18 protein-coding genes and 1 pseudogene are annotated in these 26,648 nt (G+C 63.3%); 11 read left to right on the top strand and 8 right to left on the bottom strand.

The annotated features are described in order from the left end of the window. The first annotated feature begins 272 nt into the window (after positions 1-272). A complete protein-coding gene (locus tag ACP7BY_RS13245) occupies positions 273-1,181 on the top strand; it encodes an HNH endonuclease (protein ID WP_081988564.1) in 909 nt (302 codons plus the stop codon). A gap of 39 nt (positions 1,182-1,220) precedes the next feature. Next, positions 1,221-1,430 (top strand): annotated as a pseudogene (locus ACP7BY_RS13240) (NaeI family type II restriction endonuclease); the annotation flags it as partial. 32 nt (positions 1,431-1,462) lie between these two features. Here the strand turns inward: ACP7BY_RS13240 and ACP7BY_RS13235 are convergent. The 6 genes from ACP7BY_RS13235 to ACP7BY_RS13210 form a co-directional block, all read right to left on the bottom strand. Then, positions 1,463-2,524: an SDR family oxidoreductase gene (locus tag ACP7BY_RS13235; RefSeq protein WP_033963178.1), complete on the bottom strand. Its 1,062-nt coding sequence runs from the start codon at positions 2,522-2,524 to the stop codon at positions 1,463-1,465. 100 nt (positions 2,525-2,624) lie between these two features. Further along, positions 2,625-3,416, bottom strand: coding sequence for an ABC transporter permease (locus tag ACP7BY_RS13230; RefSeq protein WP_405053033.1), 792 nt, complete (start codon positions 3,414-3,416; stop codon positions 2,625-2,627). A gap of 136 nt (positions 3,417-3,552) precedes the next feature. Further along, the gene (locus ACP7BY_RS13225) at positions 3,553-4,479 is read right to left on the bottom strand and encodes an ABC transporter ATP-binding protein (protein ID WP_033963086.1); all 927 of its coding nucleotides are present in this window, start codon (positions 4,477-4,479) and stop codon (positions 3,553-3,555) included. A gap of 61 nt (positions 4,480-4,540) precedes the next feature. Then, a complete protein-coding gene (locus ACP7BY_RS13220; protein ID WP_033963087.1) occupies positions 4,541-5,266 on the bottom strand; it encodes a DsbA family protein in 726 nt (241 codons plus the stop codon). Further along, the gene (locus tag ACP7BY_RS13215; protein WP_033963088.1) at positions 5,266-6,621 is read right to left on the bottom strand and encodes a M48 family metalloprotease; all 1,356 of its coding nucleotides are present in this window, start codon (positions 6,619-6,621) and stop codon (positions 5,266-5,268) included. Before ACP7BY_RS13215 ends, ACP7BY_RS13220 begins: the two co-directional genes overlap by 1 nt. A 118-nt stretch (positions 6,622-6,739) precedes the next feature. Then, the gene (locus ACP7BY_RS13210; protein WP_249340914.1) at positions 6,740-9,523 is read right to left on the bottom strand and encodes an Rne/Rng family ribonuclease; all 2,784 of its coding nucleotides are present in this window, start codon (positions 9,521-9,523) and stop codon (positions 6,740-6,742) included. Between the two features lie 543 nt (positions 9,524-10,066). On the opposite strand from ACP7BY_RS13210, the gene ACP7BY_RS13205 reads away from it, so the two are divergent. The 7 genes from ACP7BY_RS13205 to ACP7BY_RS13175 all read left to right on the top strand — a co-directional run bounded on the left by ACP7BY_RS13205 (position 10,067) and on the right by ACP7BY_RS13175 (position 21,192). Continuing rightward, positions 10,067-11,272, top strand: coding sequence for an N-acetylmuramoyl-L-alanine amidase (locus ACP7BY_RS13205; RefSeq protein WP_033963090.1), 1,206 nt, complete (start codon positions 10,067-10,069; stop codon positions 11,270-11,272). A gap of 76 nt (positions 11,273-11,348) precedes the next feature. After that, positions 11,349-13,883 (top strand): penicillin-binding protein 1A, encoded by a 2,535-nt coding sequence (locus tag ACP7BY_RS13200; RefSeq protein ID WP_033963091.1) that lies wholly within the window; start codon positions 11,349-11,351, stop codon positions 13,881-13,883. An 88-nt stretch (positions 13,884-13,971) separates the two neighbouring features. Then, positions 13,972-15,099 carry a peptide chain release factor 2 gene (gene prfB, locus ACP7BY_RS13195; protein WP_033963092.1) on the top strand — a complete coding sequence of 376 codons (1,128 nt, stop codon included), beginning with the start codon at positions 13,972-13,974 and terminating at the stop codon, positions 15,097-15,099. Further along, positions 15,099-15,824: a class I SAM-dependent methyltransferase gene (locus ACP7BY_RS13190; protein ID WP_033963093.1), complete on the top strand. Its 726-nt coding sequence runs from the start codon at positions 15,099-15,101 to the stop codon at positions 15,822-15,824. Before prfB ends, ACP7BY_RS13190 begins: the two co-directional genes overlap by 1 nt. A gap of 148 nt (positions 15,825-15,972) precedes the next feature. Beyond that, the gene (locus ACP7BY_RS13185; protein ID WP_033963181.1) at positions 15,973-16,869 is read left to right on the top strand and encodes a thymidylate synthase; all 897 of its coding nucleotides are present in this window, start codon (positions 15,973-15,975) and stop codon (positions 16,867-16,869) included. A 364-nt stretch (positions 16,870-17,233) separates the two neighbouring features. Then, a complete protein-coding gene (locus ACP7BY_RS13180) occupies positions 17,234-19,522 on the top strand; it encodes a TonB-dependent receptor (protein WP_137903289.1) in 2,289 nt (762 codons plus the stop codon). Positions 19,523-19,587: 65 nt separating this feature from the next. Continuing rightward, positions 19,588-21,192 carry an AMP-binding protein gene (locus ACP7BY_RS13175; RefSeq protein WP_033963183.1) on the top strand — a complete coding sequence of 535 codons (1,605 nt, stop codon included), beginning with the start codon at positions 19,588-19,590 and terminating at the stop codon, positions 21,190-21,192. Positions 21,193-21,245: 53 nt separating this feature from the next. On the opposite strand, the gene ACP7BY_RS13170 is transcribed toward ACP7BY_RS13175, so the two are convergent. Together ACP7BY_RS13170 and ACP7BY_RS13165 are read right to left on the bottom strand one after the other, a co-directional pair. Further along, complete coding sequence (locus tag ACP7BY_RS13170) at positions 21,246-22,886, bottom strand: carboxylesterase/lipase family protein (RefSeq protein ID WP_033963094.1); 1,641 nt, start codon at positions 22,884-22,886, stop codon at positions 21,246-21,248. Next, positions 22,883-24,199: a spinster family MFS transporter gene (locus tag ACP7BY_RS13165; RefSeq protein WP_137903290.1), complete on the bottom strand. Its 1,317-nt coding sequence runs from the start codon at positions 24,197-24,199 to the stop codon at positions 22,883-22,885. The genes ACP7BY_RS13170 and ACP7BY_RS13165 overlap by 4 nt, the downstream gene beginning before the upstream one ends. 149 nt (positions 24,200-24,348) lie before the next feature. Between ACP7BY_RS13165 and ACP7BY_RS13160 the strand changes: the two genes are divergently transcribed. Further along, positions 24,349-25,044 (top strand): TetR/AcrR family transcriptional regulator, encoded by a 696-nt coding sequence (locus tag ACP7BY_RS13160; RefSeq protein WP_033963186.1) that lies wholly within the window; start codon positions 24,349-24,351, stop codon positions 25,042-25,044. A 589-nt stretch (positions 25,045-25,633) separates the two neighbouring features. Further along, on the top strand, positions 25,634-26,648 hold a 1,015-nt coding region (locus tag ACP7BY_RS13155), incomplete at its 3' end, for an IPT/TIG domain-containing protein (RefSeq protein ID WP_426288163.1).

Below are 26,648 nucleotides of genomic sequence, written 5' to 3'. Positions count from 1 at the left end.
AGTCGTTCCGCATTCCGATCGCTGCACCCATGGCCATGCCCTCCAATCGACAGCCATAGAGTCAGAGTTTCGCCGCTTTGGGAATCCCCCCGTGAGTCAGTATCATCGGAGGTTGGTATCAGACAATTTTGAACAATGCGTCCGGAATGTTCGAAGAAGAAACCCTCGACGACACAGAAGGACCAATGACTGACGTCCAGTCAATTTTCATGCGTCTTTTACCGCAAGATGCATAATTATTATAAGATAGTGAATTATAATGTGAAATTTATATGACGAAAGGAGTTTTCATATATCGTTCTGACTCTGACTATGCCGACGATCCAACCTCGCGCTATCAGTTTCCATCGAAGCTATACCTATCACGAGCCAGAGAACTGGTAGGTGATTGGGTTATTTTTCTTGAATCACGGCGTGGTGGCAAAAGAGGCTATTTTGCGACCGCGAAAATACAAGGTTTGATCGCGGACCCAGACGATCCAGCCAGACATGTCGCCCTGATTGAGCCGGGAAGTTTCCTTGAATTCGACCACCATGTGCCCTTCAGTGACGGCACAGGCCCACTCGAACGAGCGTTGCTGAAACCCGACGGCACCCAATCTGGCGGTAAGCAGTCATCGGTACGCCCAATTTCCGATCAAGATTTCAATCGTATTATCGAACGCGGGCTGTCAGACGGGACTGGCTTCCTTCCGCGAACTGGCGATGTTTCAATCGACGAAATATCAAACCGAGTTCTGGATAATAGAACCCCGTTCATCTATGAAGTAGAACGATCAAGAGTTGATATAGTCACCTCGCGCGCTATACGTGACCGCGCCTTTCGTAGAAACGTTCTTGCCGCATATGACTCGAGATGCGCTTTATCTGGCCTTAAACTAATCAACGGCGGGGGCCGAGCCGAAGTAGAAGCCGCTCATATCAGACCTGTTGAACACGGTGGACCCGATGCCATAGCAAATGGTTTGGCCTTATCGGGAACTGCACATTGGATGTTCGACCGCGGCTTGATCTCGTTAAATGATGACCTTACTATAAAAATTTCTCGCCATGTAAATGATCTTGAGGGCGTTCGAATCTTCCTTCAGTCAAGCCAGAGTGCAACCGCTCCAAGAGTCGCAGCTCATAGACCACATGTTAATTTTCTAAAATGGCATAGAGACAACATATATAAGCATTAGTTTTAATATTGTGCGCTTGCGAATTTTTATACGGTTTCCCAGCAAGATGACTTTATGAAGCGGATCCGCCGAAACGGTGGTGCCCGTGACCTGCTCGCCCCTAAAGGAATCGCAATTCTCTATTCGGAGACCGATCGCGCGCTGATGCACCAACTGGGCTTGCAGTTCGGATTTCGGGAATTTCTATCCGTTCAGGCAAAATCCGACGATCACTATCGCATCCTGAAAGCGGCGGGACATATCGATTAGCGTGCGCCGCTTGCGCGCTGCCCACACAACTCTCAGGGAATCAACCGCGCGGCTCGCAACTCCCGGAACAAGTCGAAAAACGCATCGTCGGTCGGCTGATAGGCCAGAAACCCCATCCGTCGGCTCTTCGACATGTCGGTGACGACTTCGATCGGCCGCCCGAGATCGGCATCGGTATGCCAGGGCGAGGCCAGCCGCGCCAGATCGGGTTCGGCCAGCCCATCGCGCTCCGCAATGCTGCGCCACACCGCCGCATCGTCCGCCATTTGCTGTTCCAGCGGCAGCACGGTGCCGTCGAACGGTGCGGGTTCGAGACCGAACCATTCGGCGATCCGTCCCCACATCCAGCTCCAGCGGAAGACGTCGCCATTGACGATGTTGAAGTCCTGATCGGCCGCCGCCGGGGTCTCCGCCGCCCACAGCAATTGCCGCGCGAGCTGGCGCGCGTCGGTCATGTCGGTCAGCGAGTTCCATTGCGCAGCGGAGCCCGGAAAGCGGAACGGCCGCCCAAGTTCGCGGCACAGCGTCGCATAGACCGCCAGCGTCGTGCCCATGTTCATGGCATTGCCGACGGCCTTGCCGATCACGGTATGCGGGCGGTGCACGCTCCAGGTGAAGCCGTCGCGCGCGGCGGCGGCGAACACTTCGTCTTCCTGCGCATAATAGAAATTGTCGACGTCGAGCCGCCCTTGCTCCTCGCGGAACGGCGTTTGCGGCAGCGCGCCTTTGCCATAGGCCTCGAACGGCCCGAGATAATGTTTGAGCCCGGTGACCAAGGCGACGTGGCGCGACCCGGTGGCACCGCGCAGCGCGTCCAGCAGATGGCGCACCATCGCGGCGTTGACGCGGATGTTTTCGGCCTCGCTATCCTGCCGCAGCCAGGTGGTGATGAACACCGCATCGGGGCGCAAATCGGCCAGCGCCGCTTGCGTCGCGGCGGCATCCTGCAGGTCGGCGGCGACGGGCAGCACACCGTCCTGCTGTGTTGGACGCCGCGCGAGGCCGTGTACGCGCCAGCCATGATCGACCAGCAAGGTCGCCGTCGCGCTGCCGACAATCCCGCTCGCGCCCACTACCAATGCCGTCTTGGTCATCATTGTCTCCGAAAGATTTGGAAACAGGCACGGCAAGCGCGCCCGATGCGGCGTTAGCGCAGCGCGCGCCGCATTGTTCCGTCCGCAATCGTCCGCGCGGTCAGTTCTTCATCCGCCAGCCGGTCTTGAAGATCCACGAGATCACGCCGAGGCATGCGACCAGGAACACCGCCGTCACGCCAAGGCTTACGCCGACCGACACATCGCCCTTGTCGAAGAACGCCCAGCGAAAGCCGCTGACCAGATAGACGACCGGGTTGAACAGGCTGACCGTGCGCCACGGCTGCGGCAGCATGTCGATCGAGTAGAACGCCCCGCCGAGGAAGGTGAGCGGGGTGATGAGCAAGGCGGGTACGAACGATAGCTGTTCGAATCCCTTGGCCCACACCCCGATGATGAAGCCGAACAGGCTGAACGCCACGCTGGTCAACACCAGAAAGGCGAGCATCGCAAAGGGGTGGACGATCTGCAGCGGCACGAACAACGCCGCCGTCGCCAGAATGATGAGCCCGAGCACGATAGACTTGGTCGCCGCCGCGCCGACATAGCCGACCACCATCTCCATCGCCGATACGGGCGCGGACAGCAATTCGAACACCGTGCCAGTGAATTTCGGAAAATAGATGCCGATCGAGGCATTGGAGATGCTCTGCGTCAGCAGCGACAGCATGACGAGGCCGGGCACGATGAAGCTGCCATAACCGACGCCGCCGACGGTGCTGATCTTGGAGCCGATCGCGCCGCCGAACACGACGAAATAGAGCGAGGTGGTGATGACCGGGGTGACCAGGCTCTGCCACAACGTGCGCAGCGCGCGCGCCATCTCGAAGCGGTAGATTGCCCAGATGCCGTGGAGGTTGATCGCGGGAGCCTTGCTTGCGGCAGCGCTCAAATTGCTCACGCGCCTACCCTCCCCACAACCGTTCGTGCTGGGCTTGTCGAAGCATTCCCCGCAACGACCGTCGCGCTGGTGGCGAGCGGTGCTTCGACAGGCTCAGCAAGACCGGAAAGAAGGTGTGTTTGGTCGCTCATGCCGCGTCCTTCCGCTCGACGAGATCGACGAAAATGTCCTCGAGCGAGCTCTTATGCGTTTCGAGATCGCTATAGCCGATGCCAAGCTCACCCAGCCTGGCGAGCAGGATCGGAATATGCTCGTTTTCGGAATCGAAAGTGTAGACCAGCGTCTTGCCCTCGTCGTCGAGCGCGACCGACCAGCCATCCAGCCCGGACGGCAACGACACCATCGGCGTTTGCAGCGTGATCGCCATACGGCGCTTGCCGAGCTTCTTCATCAGCGCGGCCTTGTCCTCGACCAGGATGATACGGCCCTTGTCGATCACGCCGACCCGGTCGGCCATTTCCTCGGCCTCTTCGATATAATGCGTGGTCAGGATGATCGTGGTGCCCTTGGCGCGCAGGCGGTGGACGAGCTTCCACATGTCACGGCGCAAAGCGACGTCGACCCCGGCGGTAGGTTCGTCGAGGAACAGGATGTCGGGTTCGTGGCTCAGCGCCTTGGCGATCAGCACGCGCCGCTTCATGCCGCCCGACAGCTCGCGGATTTTGGCGTCGCGCTTGTCCCATAGCGACAAGTCGCGCAGCACTTGCTCGATATAGGCATTGTCGGGCGCGCGACCGAACAGGCGACGGCTGAACTTGACGGTGGCGAGCACCGTCTCGAACATGTCGACCGACAATTCCTGCGGCACCAGCCCGATCGCGCGGCGCGCGCTGCGGAAATCCTTCTGCGCGTCATGCCCCAGCACGGTAACCGTGCCGGTGGAGGGCGTGACGATGCCGCAGATGATCGAGATCAGCGTCGTCTTGCCCGCACCATTGGGCCCGAGCAGCGCGAAGATTTCGCCACGCCGAATATCGAGATTGACTGGCTCGAGCGCGCGCTGGCCCGAGGCATAGACCTTCGAGACCCCGGCAACCGATAAAACAACGTCCATGAAGCCCCCGTTCCTGCGCGCTAGGTAGGGGGCCGGTTGCGCTGCAACAAGCGGTCGGCGGTTATTTCCCCGCGCGCGCCTCGGCGACCGCTTTCTGCAATTCCTCCAGCGGCAAGGCCGAGGACACGACCTTGCTGCCGATCACCCAGCTTGGCGTGCCCGTCAGCCCAAGCGCGCGCGCGATCGTTTGATTTTGCGCGATTTCGGCGTCCGCCTTGGGGGCAAAGGCCGCCGCGCGCGCCTGATCGACGCCAGCGGCCTTCGCCGCCGCCGCGATCGTCTGCGCCGACACTTGCCCACCGGCATAGAGCGCATCGTGGAATTGCTGGAACTTGCCCTGGTCGGCGGCCGCCAGGCTCATCCGCGCGGCATCGACGCTGCTTTGCGCGAGGATCGGGAATTCGCGGTAAACGATGCGAATCTTGGGATCGCTCTTGAGCAACGCCGCAATTGCGGGCAGGCTCGCCCGGCAATAGCCGCAATTATAATCGAAATATTCGACCAGGGTGACATCGCCCGCCGGATTGCCCGCCCAGGCGCTGCCGAACGGTTTGAGGATCGCGTCGCGGTTGCTGGCGATGGTGTCGGCATGGGCGCGGTCGCGCAGCCGGTCGAGCGCTTCGGGAATGATTTCGGGATGCGCCAGGACATAGTCATGCACCACGCCCTCGACGCGCGCGCGATCTCCGTCGGCAGCGGGCACCACCCGTTCGATTCCGGCAAACGCCGCCGCGCCAAGGAGCGCCGCGATCAGCGCGGTCGCAAAAACAGTCCAGCTCAGGCGCATCAGCGTCGCTTCTTATATTTCTTGGGGTTGTCGTCCATCTCGTTCTGCGCCGAGAGGGCAATGTCCTGCGCGCGGATCCAGTCGACGCTATTGGGCGGCAACCCCTGCATCGCGCCGCGCGCGCTATAGGCGGCCGTCCGGTGATCGCCGGTCAGGCTCGCTTGCTCGGCGGTGGCGAGCAGCGCGCGCGGCTGATCGCCCGAGGCCTCATACGCCGTGCCCAATTGATACCAGGCGAAGGGATTGTCGTCGTCGCGCGCCACCGCCTGGCGCAGCACCTTGATCGCCTCGGGATAATTGGCCCTGTCCTCGGTCGCGATCAGCGCATGGCCGAAGGTGGTCGCGATCAGCGGGGCGTTGCGCGATAGGTCGGTTGCCTCGCGCAACGGGGCCAGCGCCTGTCTGGGCTTGCCCGCTTCGAGCAGGATCTGCCCCTGAATTTCCAGGAAATAGGGGTCGTGCGGATCCGCCTTCAGCAATGCCGCTGCCTCCGCGTCGGCCTTTTCGGGATAGCCCGCTTTATGCCAGGCGTAAGCGCGCGCATAATGGGCGTACACACTCTGGTCTTGCTCGGGATAGACGTTCAGCGTGGTCTTGGGGTCGGCGACATAGCCAAGCAATTTGGCCTTCACGCGCTTGAAACGATCGTCCAGCGCAAGGTCGGGCTTGGCGTTGTAGAAGGGCGACGACGTCACGTCCGCCGTCAAGTTGGCGATGCGCTCGCCCGACAAGGGGTGGCTCTGCGCGAACGGATCGATGTTCTTCAACCCATAGGCATATTCTTCATTGGCCAGCTTCTTGAAGAAGCTCAGCATCCCCTTGCCGCTGATGCCCGATTCCCGCAGGAATTTTGCCCCCGTCGCATCGGCGGTCGATTCCTGCACGCGCGAGAAGGCCAGGAATTTTCCTTCGGCGGCAGTGGTGCCTGCCGACAGAATGCCCGCCCCCGCCTCGGGCGCACCCGCCGCGATCGCCGCGATGCCGAGCACCATGCTGAGGATCGAAATGCCCATTGCAGGACGCGCGCCCGCATCGATCAATACGACATGGCCATCGGCGACATGGCCCAGTTCATGCGCAATCACGCCCTGCACTTGATTGGCGTTGTCCGCCGCCTGGATCAGCCCGGAATTGACGTAAATTGTTTGACCGCCGGCGGTGAAGGCGTTGATCGAATCGTCGTTGATCAGCACGACCCGCACATTGTTGGGCGACAGGCCCGCCGCCAGGATCAGCGGGCGCGACATGTCGTTGAACATCGCTTCGGTTTCGGCATCGCGCAGGATCGACTGCGCCGCAGCCGGTTGGGCCCAGATCAGGAGGGAGGCCGCGAGTCCCGCGAAGAGCCGCTTCATGCCCGACCTATCGCCGAGTTTTCCGGCCGGGGCAACCGGCCTTGCGGTGCGGTGAAAGGGCGGAGCGGTAAGGCAAACCAACCGGCCCCTCGCCCACAGGCGAGGGGCCGGTCGTTGGTCACGCCCCGAAGGTACGCTGCCACCAGCCACGACGCGGGCTGCCGGCTTCGCCCGGATCGGGATCGATCGCGCGCGGTGCCGCGTCGCTCGCTGCCGCCGCAGACGAAGCCTCGTCCTGCGGTGCATCGGGTGCCGGAGCAGCAGGCTCCGCCACTGGTGCGACGCTCTGCGCTACCGGGGCTTCTTCTACCGGGGGAGTTTCCACTTCAACCGCTTCCACGGCTGCGGCCTTGGCCTTGCGGGTACGCTTTGCCTTTGGCTTGGGGGTGTCCTCCACCGGAGCTTCCACGACGGGTGCGGCTTCCGCCGGTTCGGCCGCCTCAACCGCCTTGGCCTTGGCACGCCGGGCGCGCTTCGGTTTCGCGGCCGGTTCGACCTCGCTTGCAGCTTCGACAGCCGGTTCGGCTTCCACCACCGCTTCGGCTACCGGAGCCGCCTTTGGCGCGGCATCGCGCGCACGCGGACGACGACGTCCCTTCTTCGGGGCCTCAACCTCGGGCTCGGCTTCCGCTTCGACCGCGACCGGCTCGGCTTCGACCAGCGCAGCGTCGACTACGGGAGCCTCGCCATCAGCGGCTTCGACAACCGCCTGCTCGCCGTCGCTGCGACGACCGCCACGGCGACCGCGACGGCCACGACGGCGACGACCGCCTTCGCTGCCTTCTCCCTCTTCCGACGACACTGCGGCCGGGGTCTCGGCGTCTTCGCGCTCGGCATCCTGCTCCGACGCGTCCTCGTCACCACCGCCGTCGACGACGGCTTCGCCCTCGGCGGCACCCTCACCCTCAGGCCGGTTGCGACCGCGACGGCCGCGACGGCGCCGACGGCGACGCGAGCCACCGTCTTCTTCGCTACGCTCGGGCCGTTCGCCGCGCTCGCGCGGTTCGCGGGCAGCGCGCGGCTGCTCCTCTTCCTCGACCTCGTCCTCGATTTCGTCTTCGATCTCGTCCTCGACGAAATCTTCCTCGATCTCCTGGATCGGCGCTTCGAAGCGCGGCGTGTAAGCAGGCGGCGGGCCGGACACTTCGACCGACATGCGCGCGCCTTCCTGCTCACCGTCGGGCGCGACTTCGATCATCACGCCATAGCGTTCCTCGATCTCGGCCAGTTCCGCGCGCTTGCGGTTCAGCAGATAGAAGGCCGCTTCCTGGCTGGCGCGCAGCAGCAGCTGCGATCCGCGCCCCTGTGCGGCTTCATCTTCCAGCAGGCGCAATGCCGACAGACCCGAAGAGGAGGCGGTGCGGACGAAGCCGGTTCCCTCGCAATGCGGGCATGGCCGGGTCGACGCTTCGAGCACGCCGGTGCGCAAACGCTGGCGGCTCATTTCCATCAGGCCGAAGGACGAAATGCGACCGATCTGGATGCGCGCGCGATCGTTCTTGAGCGCTTCCTTCATCGCCTTCTCGACCTTGCGGACGTTCGAGCCGTTGTCCATGTCGATAAAATCGATCACGACCAGCCCGGCCATGTCGCGCAAGCGCAACTGGCGCGCGATTTCGGCGGCGGCCTCGAGATTGGTCGCGGTCGCGGTTTGCTCGATCGAATGTTCGCGCGTCGACCGTCCCGAGTTGATGTCGATCGACACCAAGGCTTCGGTCGGGTTGATGACGAGATACCCGCCCGATTTGAGCTGCACCACCGGGTGGTACATCGCCGACAATTGCTCCTCGACGCCCGCACGCTGGAACAGCGGCACGGGATCGCTGTAATGCTTCACCTTGCGCGCATGGCTCGGCATCAGCAGCTTCATGAAGTCCTTGGCGTGGCGATAGCCTTCCTCGCCCTCGACGATCACTTCGTCGATGTCGCGATTGTAGATGTCGCGGATCGCGCGCTTCATCAGGTCGCTGTCGCCATAGACCAAAGCGGGGGCCGAGGAGGACAGCGTCGTCTCGCGAATCCCGTCCCACAGCCGCGCCAGATAATCGAAGTCGCGCTTGATCTCGACGCGGGTGCGCTGCAGCCCGGCAGTGCGCACGATGCAGCCCATCGAGGGGGGGAGCTTCATGTCGGCCATGATCGACTTGAGCCGCTTGCGGTCGCCAGCGTTCGAAATCTTGCGGCTGATCCCGCCGCCATGCGACGTATTGGGCATCAACACGCAATAGCGGCCAGCAAGCGACAGATACGTCGTCAGCGCCGCGCCCTTATTGCCGCGCTCTTCCTTGACGACCTGGACGAGCAGCACCTGGCGGCGGCGGATGACGTCCTGGATCTTGTAGCGATGCCGCAAATTGGTGCGGCGCTCGCGCAGATCGTCGGCGGCATCGTCCGATGCGGTGCGCTTGCGACGACGGCCACGCCCCTCGCCACCGCGGCTTTCACCCTCGGCGACGACTTCTACGTCGGGTTCGGCACCGCCATCATCCTCGAAACGCTCGATCGAGGCATCGTCGGCGGCCGAATCGCGTTCGAAGCCGTCGTCTTCATGCTCGTCGTCGTGAAGATCGTCCTCGGCCTCCTGCTGGGCGCGCAACGCGGCTTCTTCCGCCGCATGCTCGGCCTCTTCGCGCAACAGCGCGTCGCGGTCTTCCTTGGGGATCTGGTAATAATCGGGGTGGATTTCGCTGAACGCCAAAAAGCCGTGGCGATTGCCGCCGTAATCGATGAACGCCGCCTGCAGCGACGGCTCAACGCGCGTCACCTTGGCCAGATAGATATTGCCTTTGAGCTGCTTGCGCTCGGCGGATTCGAAATCAAACTCTTCGATTCGGTTTCCCTTGACGACAGCAACGCGGGTTTCCTCCCGGTGCCGTGCGTCGATCAGCATACGCGTGGTCATGTATTATTCTCCGGTCGCGCGGCGCAGAGCCAAAGGGCGCTGGGCGCCGTGGCGCTGGCCGCGCGCGATCAATGAAAGTGGCCGATCCGGCGAGAGTATCGCCTGGCTCGATCACATGGTGGTTTACGAAAACTGCCTCTGCTCGCCCTGCACGCCCCGCCTTCCGGCCTTGGGCATTCCGCGCGCTCGCGATCCCGCCGGTGGAAACCGGGCGGTGCGAGGGGCGGAATACATACATCATGCGAACGTCAACCTGGATAAGCCGCGCCCAAGGAACATGAGGGGCGGCCAGATGGCCCTCGCCGCGGTCGATACTAGGCCGCGATCAGGAACTGTTTGATGCCTAGCACCCCCGCTCGCGCGCAGCAACCGGCACGTTTTTGCCGCCCGACCGGCAATTCTATGCCTACGACCATATTAACCGCACCCCGAAAGGCTGTTTTGTCGTCTCCGGCCTAGTCCAGACGAATGAGCGCGACCTCCCGCCCTTTGGCAGCCCCTTTTCGCTTTACCGCGCCGCAGTCGCGACGGCATTACGGACGCGTGTCGTTCGTTTTCGCCTTGCTGGCCTGCTGGTTCGTCGGCGCTCCCGGTTGGGCGGCGTCGGTCGAGCGCGTCGAGGTCCAGCACGACCGGATCGTCGTGCGGTTCGATCAGCCGATCGCCGATGCGTCGAGCTTCGTGCTGGCCGCACCGCACCGGATCGCGCTTGATCTGCAGGGCGCGACCCCCGGCGGCAAGATCGCCGCGGGCGGGCCGGTATCGAGCGTGCGCCAGGGCGCGCACGGTGCCAACGGCACGCGCGTCGTGTTCGACCTTGCACGCCCGGCCCTCGTCACCGAAGGCGTGTTCGGCCGCGACGGACGCGAACTGACACTCGAACTGCAGACCGTCGACGATGCGACCTTTGCGCGCGCGGCGGGGGAACGGCGGCTGCATTTCCTGCCGCCGTTCAACATGGGGATCGTGCAAGCCCCCGCAACCTATGCGGTATCGGTGCCGATCCCGCCTGCGCCGCGCACGCCCGGATTGCCGCGCATCTATGGCGACGATGACAGCCGTCCGCTGGTGGTGATCGACGCCGGACACGGCGGAGTCGATCCCGGCGCGATTTCGCCCATCGACGGTCGCCGCGAGAAGGACGTGACCCTGAAGATCGCCAAGGCGATCCGCGACGAGCTGGTCAAATCGGGCCGGGTCCGTGTGGCGCTGACGCGTGAGGACGACCGTTTCCTCGTGCTGCAGGAACGCTATGGCATTGCCCGCAAATTGCGCGGCGACCTGTTCATCTCGATCCATTGCGACAGCGTCGGTTCCGGCAGCGCCAGCGGGGCATCGGTCTACACCCTGTCCGAAGTCGCGTCCGACAAGGAATCGGCCAAGCTGGCGGCGCGCGAGAACAAGGCCGACGTCATCGCCGGTGTCAATCTCGCGGCCACGTCCGCCGACATCTCCTCGATCCTGATCGACCTCACCCAGCGCGAGACGATGAACTCCTCGGCCAATTTCGCGCGACTGCTCGGCCGCGAGGCGCAGCCGCTGATCCCGGTGAAACCCAATTTCCACCGCATGGCCTCGCTGATGGTGCTGAAAGCGCCCGACATGCCCTCGATCCTGTTCGAGACCGGCTATATCTCCAACCCGCGCGACGCCGACTTTATCGACAGCGCCGACGGCCGCCGCAAGATCGCGCAGAGCATCGAACGCGCGGTCGAGGTGCACTTCGCACGGCGGATGGCGTCGAACTGACCTTTCACGGCCTCGCACCGCGCGCAGTTAAGGCGGCTGGCAACGCGCGGGAAAGTTGCTAGAGCCTGACACCCATATGGCCGCTTCTGATTCCACCGTGAATTTCCGCATCCGCCGCGACATTGGCGGCTTCCGGGGATACCTTCGAAATGCCTGGGGCCGGTGGTGGGTCAAGGCGCTCGCCGCATTGGGCGTGCTGTTCGTCATCGGCTATACGGTGTTTTACTTCCTGTTCGCCGCCGATCTGCCTTCGGTCGACAAATTGCGCACCTATGAGCCGCCACTGCCGACCAATGTGCGCGGCGTCGATGGTACGCCGATCCACAGCTATGCGCGCGAACGCCGGGTCGAACTCAGTTACGACGAATATCCGCCGCTTCTGGTCCGCGCGTTTCTGGCCGCCGAGGACAAAACCTTTTTCGAACATCACGGCGTCGATTATCTCGGCATCGCCAGCGCGGCGATCAACAATCTGACCAGCCACAAGCGCCCGGCCGGCGCATCGACCATTACGCAGCAAGTCGCCAAGAACCTGCTGATCGGCAACGAGACCAGCTACAGCCGCAAGATCAAGGAAGCGATCCTCGCGTACCGGATCGAGGACACGCTGACCAAGAAGCAGATTCTGGAACTGTATCTCAACCAGATCGCGCTCGGTCGCAACGCGTTCGGCGTCGAGGCCGCGAGCTACGCCTATTTCGGCAAGGATCTGAACCAGCTCGATCTCGCGCAAATGGCGTATCTGGCGATCCTGCCCAAGGGCCCGTCCAATTACGACCCCGTCCGCCACGCCGACCGCGCGCTCGTCCGTCGGGCTTATGTGCTGCGCGAAATGCTCAAGAATGGCTTCATCACCCAGGCGCAGCATGACGAAGCCATGGCCGAACCGCTCGGCACCGTGCCGCGCCAGACGCCCAAGACCGAAACTGCGGGCAGCGGCTATTTCGTCGAGGAAGTCCGCCGCCAGTTGAAGGACAAGTTCGGCGAGGACGAAAAGGACGGGCCGTACAGCATCTATGCCGGTGGCCTGTGGGTGCGCACCTCGCTCGACAACCGGCTGCAGGACTATGCGCAGACCGCACTGCGTGAGGGCTTGCTGCGCTTCGATCATGGCCGCGGCTGGTCCGGACCGATCGACCATAAGGACATTGTGGGCGACACCTGGCAGACAACGCTGCTCAACACCAATATCGGGCTCGATTACGACAATTGGCGCGCGGCGATCGTGACTGCCGTCGGCGCAAGCGAGGCGACGATCGGCTTTTCCGACGGCAGCACCGGCGTCTTGCCCCGAGACGCCGCGCAAATGCCGGTGCGGGGCGAGGGCGGCACCGCTTTCGCCGCGCTGAAACCCGGCGACATTATCGCGGTTGCGCCGGAAGGTGGGGCGTTTGCTTTGCGCTCGGTGCCCAAAATCTCGGGCGCGTTCGTGGTCGAGGAACCGCAGACCGGGCGCGTGCTGGCCATGCAGGGCGGGTTCGATTTCCGGGCGCAGGCCTTCAATCGCGCGACGCAGGCGATGCGGCAGCCGGGATCGACGATCAAGCCGATCGTCTATGCTGCGGCGCTGGAGGGCGGGATGACCCCTGCCTCGATCATCGTCGACGGCCCGTTCTGCGTCTATCAGGGCGCGCGGCTGGGCCAGAAGTGCTTCAAGAATTTCGGCAATGTCGGCGGGTCGGGCGCGCATACCATGCGCTGGGGCGTCGAGCAGTCGCGCAACCTGATGACGGTGCGCGCCGCCGCCACGACGGGGATGCCGCGGATCGTGTCGCTGATGGACCGGATCGGCGTCGGCAAATACGAACCGTATCTGTCCTATTCGCTCGGCGCAGGGGTGACGACCGTGTCGCGCATGGTCAACGCTTACGCCATCCTCGCCAATCAGGGCCGCTCGCACCCCGCGACGCTGATCGATTTCGTGCAGGACCGCCACGGCAAGGTGATCCTCCCCGAAAACTGGCACCCGTGCGACCGCTGCAACGCGCCCGACTGGAACGGCAAGCCGATGCCGCGCCCGGTCTCGCGCGGCAAGCAGATCGTCGATGCGATGAGCGCGTATCAGATGGTCCATATCGCCGAGGGCGTCATCCAGCGCGGCACTGCCACCGTGCTGCGCGACCTCGACCGGCCGATGTTCGGCAAGACCGGCACCAATACCGGGCCAACCGACGTATGGTTCATCGGCGGCACCCCGCAAATGATCGGCGGCCTGTATATCGGCTACGACCAGCCGCATTCGCTGGGCGGCGCGGCGCAGGGCGGCACGCTCGCCGCGCCGATCTTCAAGGCGTTCGCGGTCAAGGCCTATGAGGGGCTGCCCAAAATTCCGTTCCGCGCGCCCGCCGGCATCCGCATGGTCCGCATCGACCGCGCGAGCGGCAAGCCTGTGTTCGGCACCTGGCCGACCGACGATCCCAAGGCGTCGGTCATCTGGGAAGCCTTCAAACCCGAAAGCGAGCCACGCCGCGTCGTCCACCGCGACGTGATCGTTCCCGACCCGGCCGCTGCGGCCGCCGCCGCTGCCGCCAAAGCACGCGCCGACGCCCAGGCACCGAAGGACACGCGCCGCGACAGCGATTTCCTGCAACGACAGGGCGGTATTTACTAGCGGCGCGCCAACCTCATATACGGCAGGCACGCTATCGTTTTCCCGCCAACGGGAAGAACGACACGATATTTTTCTGGAAGGTTCTCCCATGCGCGCTGAAGCGCAGGCTCATATCGACTCGATCAAGGACGCGCTCGCGCTGCTCCGCCGGTTCCTCGACTGGGACCGCGCGCTGCGTCGGCTCGATGAACTCAACGCGCGCGTTGAGGATCAAACTTTGTGGAACGACCCCAAGGCGGCGCAGGCGGTTATGCGGGAGCGGCGCCGTCTCGATGAGGCGATCACCGCAACGCGCGCGATCGAAAGCGAGCTCAACGATACGGCAGAGTTGATCGAAATGGCCGAGGCCGAGGGCGATACCGAGATGGAGACCGACGGCCTCGCCGCGCTCGCCGATCTCGCGCGCCGCGCCGAACAGGACAAGATCAAGGCGCTGCTGGCGGGCGAAGCCGATGGCAACGACACCTATATCGAGGTCAATGCCGGGGCGGGCGGCACCGAGAGCCAGGACTGGGCCGGGATGCTCAGCCGCATGTATTCGCGCTGGGGCGAACGCCACGGCCTGAAGGTCGAACTGATCGACCAGCATTCGGGCGAGCAGGCCGGAATCAAGTCGGCGACGCTGCTGCTGAAAGGCGAGAACGCCTACGGCTATGCCAAGACCGAAAGCGGTGTCCACCGCCTGGTGCGCATCAGCCCGTATGACAGCGCCGCCCGCCGCCACACCTCGTTTGCCAGCGTTTGGGTCTATCCGGTGGTCGATGACAATATCGAGGTCGACTATAACGAAAGCGACCTGCGCATCGACACCTATCGCGCGTCGGGCGCTGGCGGGCAGCACATCAACACCACCGATTCGGCGGTGCGCATCACCCACATCCCGACCGGCATCGTCGTGCAGTGTCAGAACCAGCGCAGCCAGCACAAGAACAAGGCCGAAGCCTATAACCAGCTCCGCGCGCGATTGTACGAGCGCGAACTGGCGATCCGCGAAGCCGCGGCCAATGCGGAGAATGCGGGCAAGACCGATATCGGCTGGGGCCACCAGATCCGCTCTTACGTGCTGCAGCCATACCAGATGGTGAAGGATCTGCGCACCGGCGTGACCTCGTCGAGCCCGTCCGATGTGCTCGATGGCGATCTCGATGCGTTCATGGCCGCCGCGCTATCGCAGCGCGTCACGGGCGAGACGGTCGAGGTGGAGGACGTGGACTAGTGCACTTTCACGGTGCCCGCGCGCTGACCTTGGTGGCCGTGCTGCTGCTCGCCGCGTGCGACGGCGGCACGCCGCGCGTGCCCGATCATACGCAGGAGGCAGGCCCCTTCCCCGCCGCCGACCGCCCGGTCGCCAAGATCAGCTCGCCACGCTGGTCGACCGAGGAGGATCGCGACCGGCTGAACGAAGCCGGCGAGGTAATGACCAAGGCCGGAATCAAGCCCGGTATGACCGTCGCCGACATCGGCGCCGGCGAGGGCTATTACACGATCCGCGCCGCCAACCGCGTCGGCAAGACCGGGCGCGTGCTGGCCGAGGACATCGTAGCCGAGGTGCGCGATACGCTGGCGCTGCGCGTGTCGCGCGAGCGGCTGGAGAATGTCAGCGTGCGTCTCGGCGCGCCCGCCGATCCGCGGCTGCCCGATGCCAGCTTCGATCGCGTGCTGATGGTGCATATGTACCATGAAATCGCGCAACCCTATGAGTTCCTGTGGCGGATGCGCCCCTCGCTAAAGCGGGACGGGCTGGTCATCGTCGTCGATGCCAACCGCCTGACGCAAAACCACGGGACGCCGCCCGCGCTGCTCAAATGCGAATTTGCGGCGGTCGGCTACACCCAGGTCGCACGCTACGACATGCCCTCCGCGGGCGGGTATCTCGCCGCGTTCCGGGCGGAGGGGCCTCGCCCCGAACCGGCAGCGATCAAACCCTGCCGGATGACCTGATCCGCCGTTATGCCAGCCGACTTCGCGCTACCGCATCACCCGGCAGCGCGCTACACCGACCTAATGCAAAACCCGCTCGACCGGATCGAAAAGACGCTGCAACAGCGAACGACACGATGAACCAACTTGCGGGTATGAAGGCGTGAACATGCGGCACCCCGAACACCAATATCTCGACTTGCTTCAGCAGATTCTCGACCATGGCGACCAGCGCGTCGACCGGACCGGGGTCGGGACGCGCTCGCTGTTCGGCGCGATGATCCGGTTCGATCTTTCCGACGGAAGCGTGCCGATCCTCACCACCAAACGCGTCTACTGGAAGACGGCGGTGAAGGAGATGCTGTGGTTCCTGACCGGGGACACCAGCCTGCAGTCGCTGCTGCGCGAGAATGTGAAGATATGGACCGATTGGCCGCTCGCGCAGTACCGGCGCTCCACCGGACACGACATTTCTCAAACCGAGTTTGAGCAGCGTGTACTGAACGACGATGCCTTTGCCGCGCAATGGGGAGACCTGGGCCCGATTTACGGGAAGCAATGGCGCCGTTGGCAAGGCGCGGACGGGCGCGTGCATGATCAGATCGCCAGCCTTGTCGAGACGCTGAAGCACAATCCGGCCAGCCGCAGGATGCTGTTTCATGCCTGGAACGTGGCGGAGCTCGATCAGATGGCGTTGCCGCCGTGCCACATGGTCTATCAATTTCACGTAACCTCCGACGGGCGGCTGAACTGCGGCCTCTACCAAAGGTCGTGCGACCTGTTGCTGGGGGCCGCCTTCAATTTCACGGGTGCCGCCGCGCTGCAGCTGATGCTTGCCCAACAGGCCGATCTCCGCCCGGGAGAGCTCGTCTGGATGGGCGGTGACGTCCATCTGTATCTGAACCATCTGGATCAGGCGCGCGAACAGATATCCCGCGATCCGCGCCCGTTCCCGACCATGCGCCTCCTCCGCAAACCCGCTGATATCGACAGCTATCGGATCGAGGATTTTCAGGTCGAAGGGTATATGCCGCACGGTCCGATCAAGGCCGACGTCGCGGTGTGATGGAGCGCGCTTAGTTCGAGTATCTGCCGCTTTTCGGGCGCTCCAAAATCGAGTGCCATCGCGACGAACCCCGGCGGTCGCCACCGCCCTCCCTACAAAAAGCAGAACCGGCACAGGGGAATGCCCCCGGGTTATCCTCTGACGCGGTCGCAGTGTCCGGCACGGCGCTCGCTGCGGCCGCTCACCCTCCACGCGCCCCATGCCGGATGCAGCCGCGTCAAGTGGGAAGGGCTGCCCTGCGATCTCCGACTGGACCAGATCTTTAATTCACTCTGTAGAGAATGAGTGTTGATTCGGATCGAAAACTGGGGCATCCAGACCCCATCGCGCCGGAGAGCGTGTGTGGGTGAGGATGGGGAGGTTTATGAAGAGCTTTGCATTGTTGCTAAGCGCATCGGCGTTAGCATTCACATCGGGAAGTGCGGCGATCGCCCAGACCGCCACCACGCAGACGGGCGACGTCCAGCCAGCGGCGGCGACCGACAGCAGCCAGGACATCGTCGTCACCGCGCTCCGTCGCAACGACAAGCTATCGCAGACTCCAATCGCGGCTTCGGTCCTGAGCGGCAGCGACCTCGCCAACAAGGGCGTCGTCAACATCGACGCACTGCAGTTCGCGGTGCCGAGCGTGGTCGTCAACAATTTCGGGCAGGGCCTCGAGTTCAATGTGCGCGGCATCGGCAAGGCCGAGCACAATTCGCAAACCACCACCGGCGTCATCACCTATCGCGACGGCGTGCCCACCTTCCCTGGCTATTTCCAGGAAGAGCCGTATTTCGACATCGCCAATATCCAGATCCTGCGCGGGCCGCAGGGGACGTCGGTTGGCCAAAACGCAACGGGCGGCGCGGTCTTCGCCAACACCAACGATCCGATCATCGGCGGCGGTACGCACGGTTATTTCGCCGCGAGCTACGGCAACTATAACGACCTGAGCGGACAGGGGGCGGTCAACCTGCCGATCAGCGACACCTTTGCCGCGCGCGTCGCCTTTTCGGGCGAACGGCGCGACGGGTTCTACCACATCACCGGGCCGGGCGGGGCACCCTATACCGGCAATAACGGCAGCGTACGCTCGATCGCAGGGCGGATAAGCTTCCTGTGGAAACCGACCGATCGACTGTCGATCCTGTCCAAGACCGATCTCGATTATCTCGACATGGGGGCCTATCCGGCCGACCCCTTCACCAATCGCTTCAAGACGCTGACGCTGGCCGGCGGCACCGTCGCCAATCCCAACTACCGCGACCTGTTCGACATCACCGCCAACATGCCGCAGGAAGCACGCGACAAGTTCGTCCGCACCGTGCTCAAGATCGACTATGAATTCGTCGGCGGCATCAAATTCCGCTCGATCACCGGCTTCCAGAACGGCAACACGCTATACCGCGCAGATCTCGACGGAACCAATGCGACCGCCAACGTCGCCGCCACGCCAACCGCGCCGGCACAGAAGAATTACATCTTCTTCGACACCACCACCGAGACGCAGTTCAGCCAGGAATTCAACCTCATCTCACCCGATAACCAGCGCCTGACCTGGCTGATCGGTGCCTTCGGGCTGTGGAACACCTATTTCTGGCTGCCGCCCTACCAGTTCGTGATCGACGCTCCGGCGGCGGGGCAGCCGCTCGGCACGACCGCCGCGCAATACACGCTGCAGGGGCGTAACCCTGAGCGCTCGCTCGCGGTGTTCGGGCAAGTCGGCTTCAAGATCACCCCACGGCTGACGCTGGATCTCGGCGGACGCTACACCGCCAGCCAGTCGACCAATCATGTCGACATCAACCAGAACGGGCTACGGCTCCGCGACGACCAGCACATCACATCGGACAATTTCTCGTACAAGGCGTCGCTCGGCTGGGTGATCGACCGCAACAACTATCTCTACGGCTTCGTCGCGACCGGCTTCCGCCCGGGCGGAATCAACGTGCCGGTCGGCTCGGGCCTCGCCACCCCGCCCTTCCAACCCGAAAAGGTGCGCTCGTACGAAGCCGGCTGGAAGGCCAATTTCGCAGGCGGCCGCATCCACACGACGATCGACGGATTCTACAACGATTACCAGAATTTCCAGGTGATCGTCGGCTATCCGACGCTACCGGTGTTCGGTTTCGAGATCAACGTGCCGGGCACGACCAAGATCTACGGGTTCGAGGCCGAGGCCGATCTGAAGGCGGGCAACTTTACCTTCGACGCCGGGATCAACGTCCTGCACAGCGAGCTGGCGCAGTTTTACGCGCTCGACACGCGCACCGGCGGGTCGTTTGCGCCGTGTTCGCCAACCACCGGACCCGCCACTGCAACCTGCCTTAACCTCAAGGGGCGCGAGCAGACCTATGCGCCCAACCTCACCTTCAATCTCGGTGCGTCGTACGAGCATCGTTTCGCCAACGGCGACACGCTCACTCCGCGCGTCAATTTCGGGCATATCGCGGCGCAATGGGCGACGCTGTTCGAGAACGCCGCGCAGGGCGACCGGCTCGACGCGCGCAACATTCTCGGCGCGCAGGTGGCATGGCAGCACAAGACCTGGACGGTAACGGCTTACGGCACCAATTTGACCGATCAACACTATGTTGCAGCGCTCAACAGCGGGCTCGATTTCGCCGGACCGCCGCGTCAGTATGGCGTCAAGGTACTGAAAACCTTCTGACGCAACGGCGGCCACCGCCCGCGCGGGCGGTGGCCGTTGCCCATCCCGCCAACCACGAAGGCATCATGCAAAGCTACGGCCTGACAGTCGACAAATTCCTGGATCATGCCGCAAAGTGGTTTGGCACGCGCGAAGTGGTGGAAGCCGATGCCGGGCGCGTGTCGCGCCGGACCGGCTACGCCGATCTGCGCGCGCGCAGCAACCGCATGTCGGGCGCGCTGGCCTCGCTCGGCTTGCGGTTCGGCGACCGCATCGCCACGCTCGCGTGGAACACCCAGGCACATTTTGAGGTCTATTACGCAGCGATGGGCGCGGGGCTGGTGTGCCATACGCTCAATCCGCGGCTGACCGTACAGCACCTTGCCACGATGATCGAGGAAGCCGAGGACCGGGTCCTTGTCGTTGCAGCGGATCTGCTGCCGCTGTCACGGGCATTGCTGCAGTTGTGCCCGGCGATCGAACACGTCGTGGCAATCGACGCTGCGCTGCTGCCGGGCGAGACGCTCGGCGACCATCGGGCACAGCTGTGGGACTATGAACGTCTCCTCGACCAACATGGTGCCGCGAGCGCATGGGGGGACTTTGACGAGAACGTTGCGGCCGGGCTGTGCTATACTTCCGGCACGACCGGGCGGCCGAAGGGCGTCCTCTACACGCATCGCTCCAACTACCTCCACACGCTGCGCACCCTCCAGGCAGATTCGATCGCGCTAACCGCGCAGGATGTGCTGCTGCTCGGCGTGCCGATGTTTCATGCCAATGGCTGGGGGCTACCGTTTGCCGCGCCTGCGGCGGGCACCAAGCTGGTCTTGCCCGGACGAGCGATCGACGGAGCGAGCCTGGCGACCCTGATGCGCGACGAGGGCGTGACAATCGCGGTCGGGGTGCAGACCGTCTGGCTCGGGCTTGTCGACCATCTCGAACGCACCGGTGGCGAGTTACCCGATCTCAAGCGCATTCTGATCGGCGGCTCGAATTGTCCCGATGCGCTGATCAATCGCATCGAGCAGCGGCTCGGGGTCTATGTCCAGACGAGTTGGGGAATGACCGAACTGTCGCCGACCGGGACGATCGCGCCGCCCTATCCCACCGGGCAAGGCCGCGGTGCATCGGGGCGACCGCCGCTTGGGGTCGATCTCAAATTGACCGATGCCGATGGTGCGGCCCTTCCTTCGCAGCGCGAGGCGATGGGACATCTCAAGGTCCGCGGCGCAAGCGTTCTCGACCGCTATTTTCGAGCCGAGAGCGACGCGTTGGACGAAGAGGGATTTTTCGATACCGGCGACCTGGCGATGATCGACGCCGACGGCAACCTCACCATCTGCGGGCGTGCCAAGGATCTGATCAAGTCGGGCGGCGAATGGATCAACCCGACCGAGATTGAGGCGATTGTCGGCGGACATCCGGCCGTGCGTCACGTTGCAGTGATCGCGCGACCTGACGCCAGATGGGGCGAGCGTCCGCTGCTGGTTGTCGAAACTGCCGACGCGAGCGGAACCCCCGACAGCCTGATCGGAATGTTGCGCGGCAAGGTCGCCGATTTCTGGATCCCCGACCAGGTCGCCGAGGTCGAGGCGATGCCGCTCGCCGCAACGGGCAAGATCGACAAGCTCCGGCTAAGCGCGGACTTTGCTGCGGGGCAGATCAGCACGACTCACGTCGGGCGGTAATTTCCCCCTTTCACCCGCCCTCCGGCGCATCTCCCATTTGGCGCTGCTCACCGTCAGGGGCACCCCGCCCCTGCGGCCGGCAGCTTCGGTGCGGCCAGCCCGACATTCCAGTTCCAGCCAATCGTGCCCGTCGCTTTGCGGCGGCACATCACGGTCTCGTTGAACGCGTACATACCCGGCATCGGTTTCGCCTCGGCGCGCGGCACGTCGGCGACGTGGAGATAGGCTTGGCCGGTGCCAAAGGGTTGCCATATCGGCCCGTTCGCGGCCACGGGTCGGCCGTCACGCGTGAAGCTTGTCCAGTAATCGAGCAATGCGTCGGACACGGCGCGCTCTGCCGGTGTCTCCGGCACGCGCGGCCAGCGTGGCGGGGTGCGGTCGAAGGTGCCGAATACGAACGGCAATTCGCTCGCATGAAAGGCGTGGAGCCCGGCTTGATCTGCAGCGGGATAGCCGTGATCGAACAGATAGAGATAAGCCGGCTGGCCGAGCGCAGTCTGCATCCGCGCGAGCCGCTCGGCAGTCCAGCCATAGAGCGCATCGCGAGTCGTCGCCAGGATACTCTCCTTATAGGTGGCGGCCGGGTACAAGGTGAGGAACGTGTCGGCGAGATCGCCATAGCGCTCCCGGATGCCCTTCTCATAGTCGGCGGCGGTCGCAGGGGCTTTGGGCGCGAGCACCGTCAGCGAGCGGATCTCGCCCTGGTTGAAGCCAGCGAGCACGGGAACGGGTGCCTGCTTCCCTGCAGCGAACGTTGAGACCATCTGCTCGGGCAGCACCAGTCCGTCGACGGTTCCCCAGGGGCCGTATCCCATTGCAGCGGCGCTGTTGGTCAGCGTCTGCGCGTCCATTCCGCGTAGTGTCGCAAGATCGGGTGCCTGCAGCGCGGCAGCAAGCAGCTCCCCTGCCCCTTCGGCCGAAGGCGCACCGTAAACCGCCTTCTTGAGCTGCGGCATCGAGATCATATAGCCGCTTTCGACGATCGCTCGCGCGAACAACCCCCGCGCGAGGGGCGATTCGAGCAGGTACATCGCACTCAGCCCACCTGCGGATTCGCCCGCGATCGTAACCTTGGCGGGATCGCCACCGAACGCAGCGATATTGGCACGCACCCATTTGAGCGCTGCGATCTGGTCAAGCAGTCCGTAATTGCCCGAGACGTGAGCGACCGATTCGTGGCTGAGCGCGGGATGCGCCAGCCAGCCGAGCACGCCGAGACGATAGTTGATCGACACCACGATCACCCCGCGCTCGGCCATCCGCTTGCCATCATAGAGCGGCTCGCGCCCTGACCCGGCCACCAATGCGCCGCCATGGATCCAGAAAAACACGGGCGCATCGCTGGCGTTAGCGGGGGCCCAAATATTAAGCGTCAGACAATCTTCACTGACGGGCATTGGGTCGCCGCTGTAGATGGACGCAGTCTTCGCCTGTGGCTGGACACAGGCTGGGCCGAAAGCACCGGCAGCGCGCACGCCGCTCCACCGCGGCAGCGGCACAGGGGGGTGCCAGCGCAGCGCCTGCACCGGCGGAGCGGCATAGGGGATGCCCTTGAACACCTGAACCCCGTCCTCCACGACGCCCTGCAGCTTCCCGGCAGGCGCGGTGACGATCGGGGTGGAAGGGGCTTGCGCCGCAGACGCGGTGGCACCGGCCACGCCGAGCAGCGCGAGCGAATGGATCAGCAGCTTCATGCTATGTCCTTTCTGGGTAGGCTGCCACGCACACGCAACACGCGGGCGAGCCACAGGAACAGGGCGATTGCGACGAGATAGGCGGGCGCGAGGGTGTAGAGCGCCGCCTGCAATCCATGCGCGGAGCCGTGTGCGGTAAACCAGTCGCTCGCCGCGCCAACATAGGTAGGACCGAGCCCCAGCCCGATGAAATTCATCACCAGCAACAACAGTGCTCCGGACAGCACGCGTTGGTCGGGGCGCACCTCTTCCTGCACCAGTGCGACCGCAGCCGAGAGGTAGAAATAGTTGAGCAGCATCACCACAGTCAGCAGCACCAACGCCACTGGCCAGCCCGGTGCCCAGAGGAACGCGACATAGAAGGGCAATGCGATCGCCAGCGAAACAGCCGGCCCGATCGCATAGACTTTGCGCGAGCGCGGCAGCAGGCGATCGATCACGCGCCCGGAGGCCAGCATGCCGCCGCCCATGCCGATCGCCACTGCGATGGCGTACCACAGCGCGACCTCCCCCAGTGTCATGCCCTTTTCGCGGATCAGGAACAGCACCGCGAAGTTGCCAAGACCATAAGTGACAAACTGCGTTGCCCCGCTCCCGATGGAGACAAGCAGCAGCACCGGGTTGGCAAAGAACGCACCGACCGTTCCCCAGAACGGCACCGTGACATGCCCCCCGGGCAGCGCATCGTCGAGCGCCCCCCGCGTCGGCTCGCGGATCAGCAACCGCACAGCGATCGCGGTGACAATGCCGATCGCGCCGATCGCGATAAACGCATCGCGCCAATCAAACGCTGCAGCGACCGACGCACCGAATGCGATGCCGATCGCCGCGCCGATCGGTGGACCGAGGTTATAGATGCTGAGCGCCGTCGCGCGCCGTCCCTTTGGAAAGGTGTCGGTAATTATCGCATAAGACGGCGGCACTCCGCCGGCCTCGCCGAATCCCACTGTCATGCGCGCCAACACCAGCTGCGGGAAGGTCACCGCCAACCCACAGGCAATCGTAGCACCGCTCCAGATTGCGCAGGCCAGCGACACCACGGTGACGCGGTTGGTGCGGTCCGCGAACCAACCGACGGGGATCGCAATGAAGCAATAGAAAAGAGCGAAATACAAACCGCCGAGCAATCCAAGCTGGCCGTCGGTGATCTGCAGCGAATCCTGGATCGGCTTGGCAAGGATTCCGATCAACTGCCGATCGAGGAAGTTCAGGACATAGACAAAGGTCAGCACGAACAGGACCAATCCGCGCCTGAACGCCCCGCCCGGCCAACCGATCGCCCGCGTCGCGGCATCCGAGGCCGGAACTTCCATAAACCCTCTCCGTCGACGTGTTTTCGTCGTTGTCGCGATGATGCGGATGAGCGGCTCTCCTGTCAATAAGTCACTCTCTCGTGTGTGAATGATCAACAAGCGGCGATCGCTGCTTGACGCTCGCGTCGGGAGTCGGGAAGGACATTGTCGTGACCCAGGATATACCCGTACAGCGTCGCCCGCGCCGGGCCGAGCAACGCGCCGAAACGATGGAGTTGATCCTCGATACGGCCGAAGAGCTATTCTCCAAACACGGCCTGCACGGCGTGACACTGAAGGAGGTCGCCAAGCGAGTCGGCGTCCATCACACGCTGCTCAATTATTATTTCGCCGACAAGAAGGCGTTGTTCGACGCAGTATTCGCGCGCCGTGCGGTGGTAACCAGCGAACGCCGGATGAAGGCGCTTGACGATTACGAGTCCGCCGCCGCGGGCAAGCCGACCGTCGAGGGCGCGCTGCGCGCATTTCTGGATACCGATCTCGACCTCTATATCGATGGCGGCGAGGGCTGGCGTAACTATGCGAAACTCGGCGCGCAGGTCGCCAACACGCCGGAATGGGGGGCCGAGCTGATGGACACGCATTTCGACCCGGTCGTTCTGCGGCTGATCGGACTGCTCAAGCAAGCGCTCCCCGAGTGCGAGGAAAGCAAGATTTTCTGGGGTTATCATTTCGTCACCGGCGCGCTGATGCTGACGCTCGCGCGCACCGGGCGGATCGACAAGCTATCGGGTGGCATCAGCCGGTCGGACGACTTTGTGTCGGTAAAGGAGTATATGGCGACCTTTATGGCTGGTGGCTTTCTCGCGATCTGCACACCGCAGCCGACCGCCATCACCACTTAGAAATCTACACTCCGGCGACGGATCAAAGCCCGCCTGGAACGTCGTCGGTCCGGCTCGGCGCAGTGGGAAAGGTCGGCAATGTCCGATCTTTCAACGCCCGCTTGTGGTCACCTGTTCGAGCGACGCTGCCATTCTCGATGAACACCCTCTCACCGCGCTTTTGTGCCGAAGCGCGAAAGAGGGCGTGGGCCGTATCAAAGCGCGCAATCATTACGCCGCATGTGAAATAATATACAGATTTCGCCTGACGATCTGGGCGAACCCGCACGCGTGATTTCATTTGGCATCTTGAACAGGGAGCGATCATCGCCCTCGGCGTATATCGCAATCCTACCTTAATGCAGAACGCCGGTTATCGATCAGGGGCATCACCATCTAAAAACACGATCGATCTCCAGGACACGCAAGCATCTGTCCTGAAGCAATTTCTTTATTATTACATATTACAAAAATCAGCTAAGATCTTCTCAAAGTAAGCGATTCGCGGGCGGGGGAAATAATGGGGCAGTTTCGGACTGAGCGGGGGCGATTTCGTGCCTTCGCCGGATGCATGCGATCTGCACTTGGTACCTTTGCTCATCGCAATCGCATGCGCGAACTCGGCCGACGACGCGCCGCAGGGCATCCAAGCCGCCCTTTAATCGCGCTTTTTGCTTTTATGTTCGCCTTGATGCCCGCTTTTGCGGCGGCGGCTACATCGAAGGGCTGCGCCGACATCAACACCGGCCAGTATAATCGCACCTTTTCGATTCCATCGGCCAGCAATGGTTCACAGATACAAGATCAGGATATTACTTTTGGAGCTTATGCATCAACGTTAAGCGATTTCTATTTTAATAATGGAGATGTAGTTCAATTTACATTGACATCTCGCGTCGGGACAGGATATTTTTCCGCATTTGAATATGACGATACTGGATCCATTGTTCGCAGCGTCCTCAATCAAACAGGAAATTCTGCGACTTTCACAATCGGATCCAACAATTTATTCAGATATTATAATTACGCGCTTTCCAATTTTACATATACCGCAGGGGGAAGCGCCAACAACGACGCGACTGCCGCGCACTCCAACTCTTCGGCATTTTTAACCCTAACCTGTACCCCAGCGAGCGCGGGACCGACCGTAACGGCCGTTAGCCCGACCAGCGGCCCCGCTGCCGGCGGCACGGCGGTCACCATCACCGGCACCGGCTTTACCGGGGCTACCGCCGTCAAGTTCGGTGCGACCTCTGCAACCGGCATCACCGTTGTCAGCGCGACCAGCATCACCGCAACCGCTCCCGCTGGCAGCGGCACCGTCGACGTGACCGTGACTACCCCTGGCGGCACCAGCGCCACCTCGGCGAGTGACCGGTTCAGCTATGTCGCGGCCCCCACCGTCACCGCCATCTCGCCCAGCTCGGGCCCGGCGAGCGGCGGTACCTCGGTCACCATCACCGGCACCGGCTTTACCGGGGCTACCGCCGTCAAGTTCGGTGCGGCCTCTGCAACCGGCATCACCGTTGTCAGCGCGACCAGCATCACTGCAACCGCTCCGGCTGGCAGCGGCACCGTCGACGTGACCGTGACCACCCCTGGCGGCACCAGCGCGACCTCGGCCA

The sequence above is a fragment of the Sphingomonas sp. PSPC2-2 genome (assembly GCF_049897725.1).
Taxonomy (GTDB): Bacteria; Pseudomonadota; Alphaproteobacteria; order Sphingomonadales; family Sphingomonadaceae; genus Sphingomonas.
Note: the sequence above shows the minus strand (reverse complement) of the source record. Positions and strands in the feature narration are given on the sequence as shown.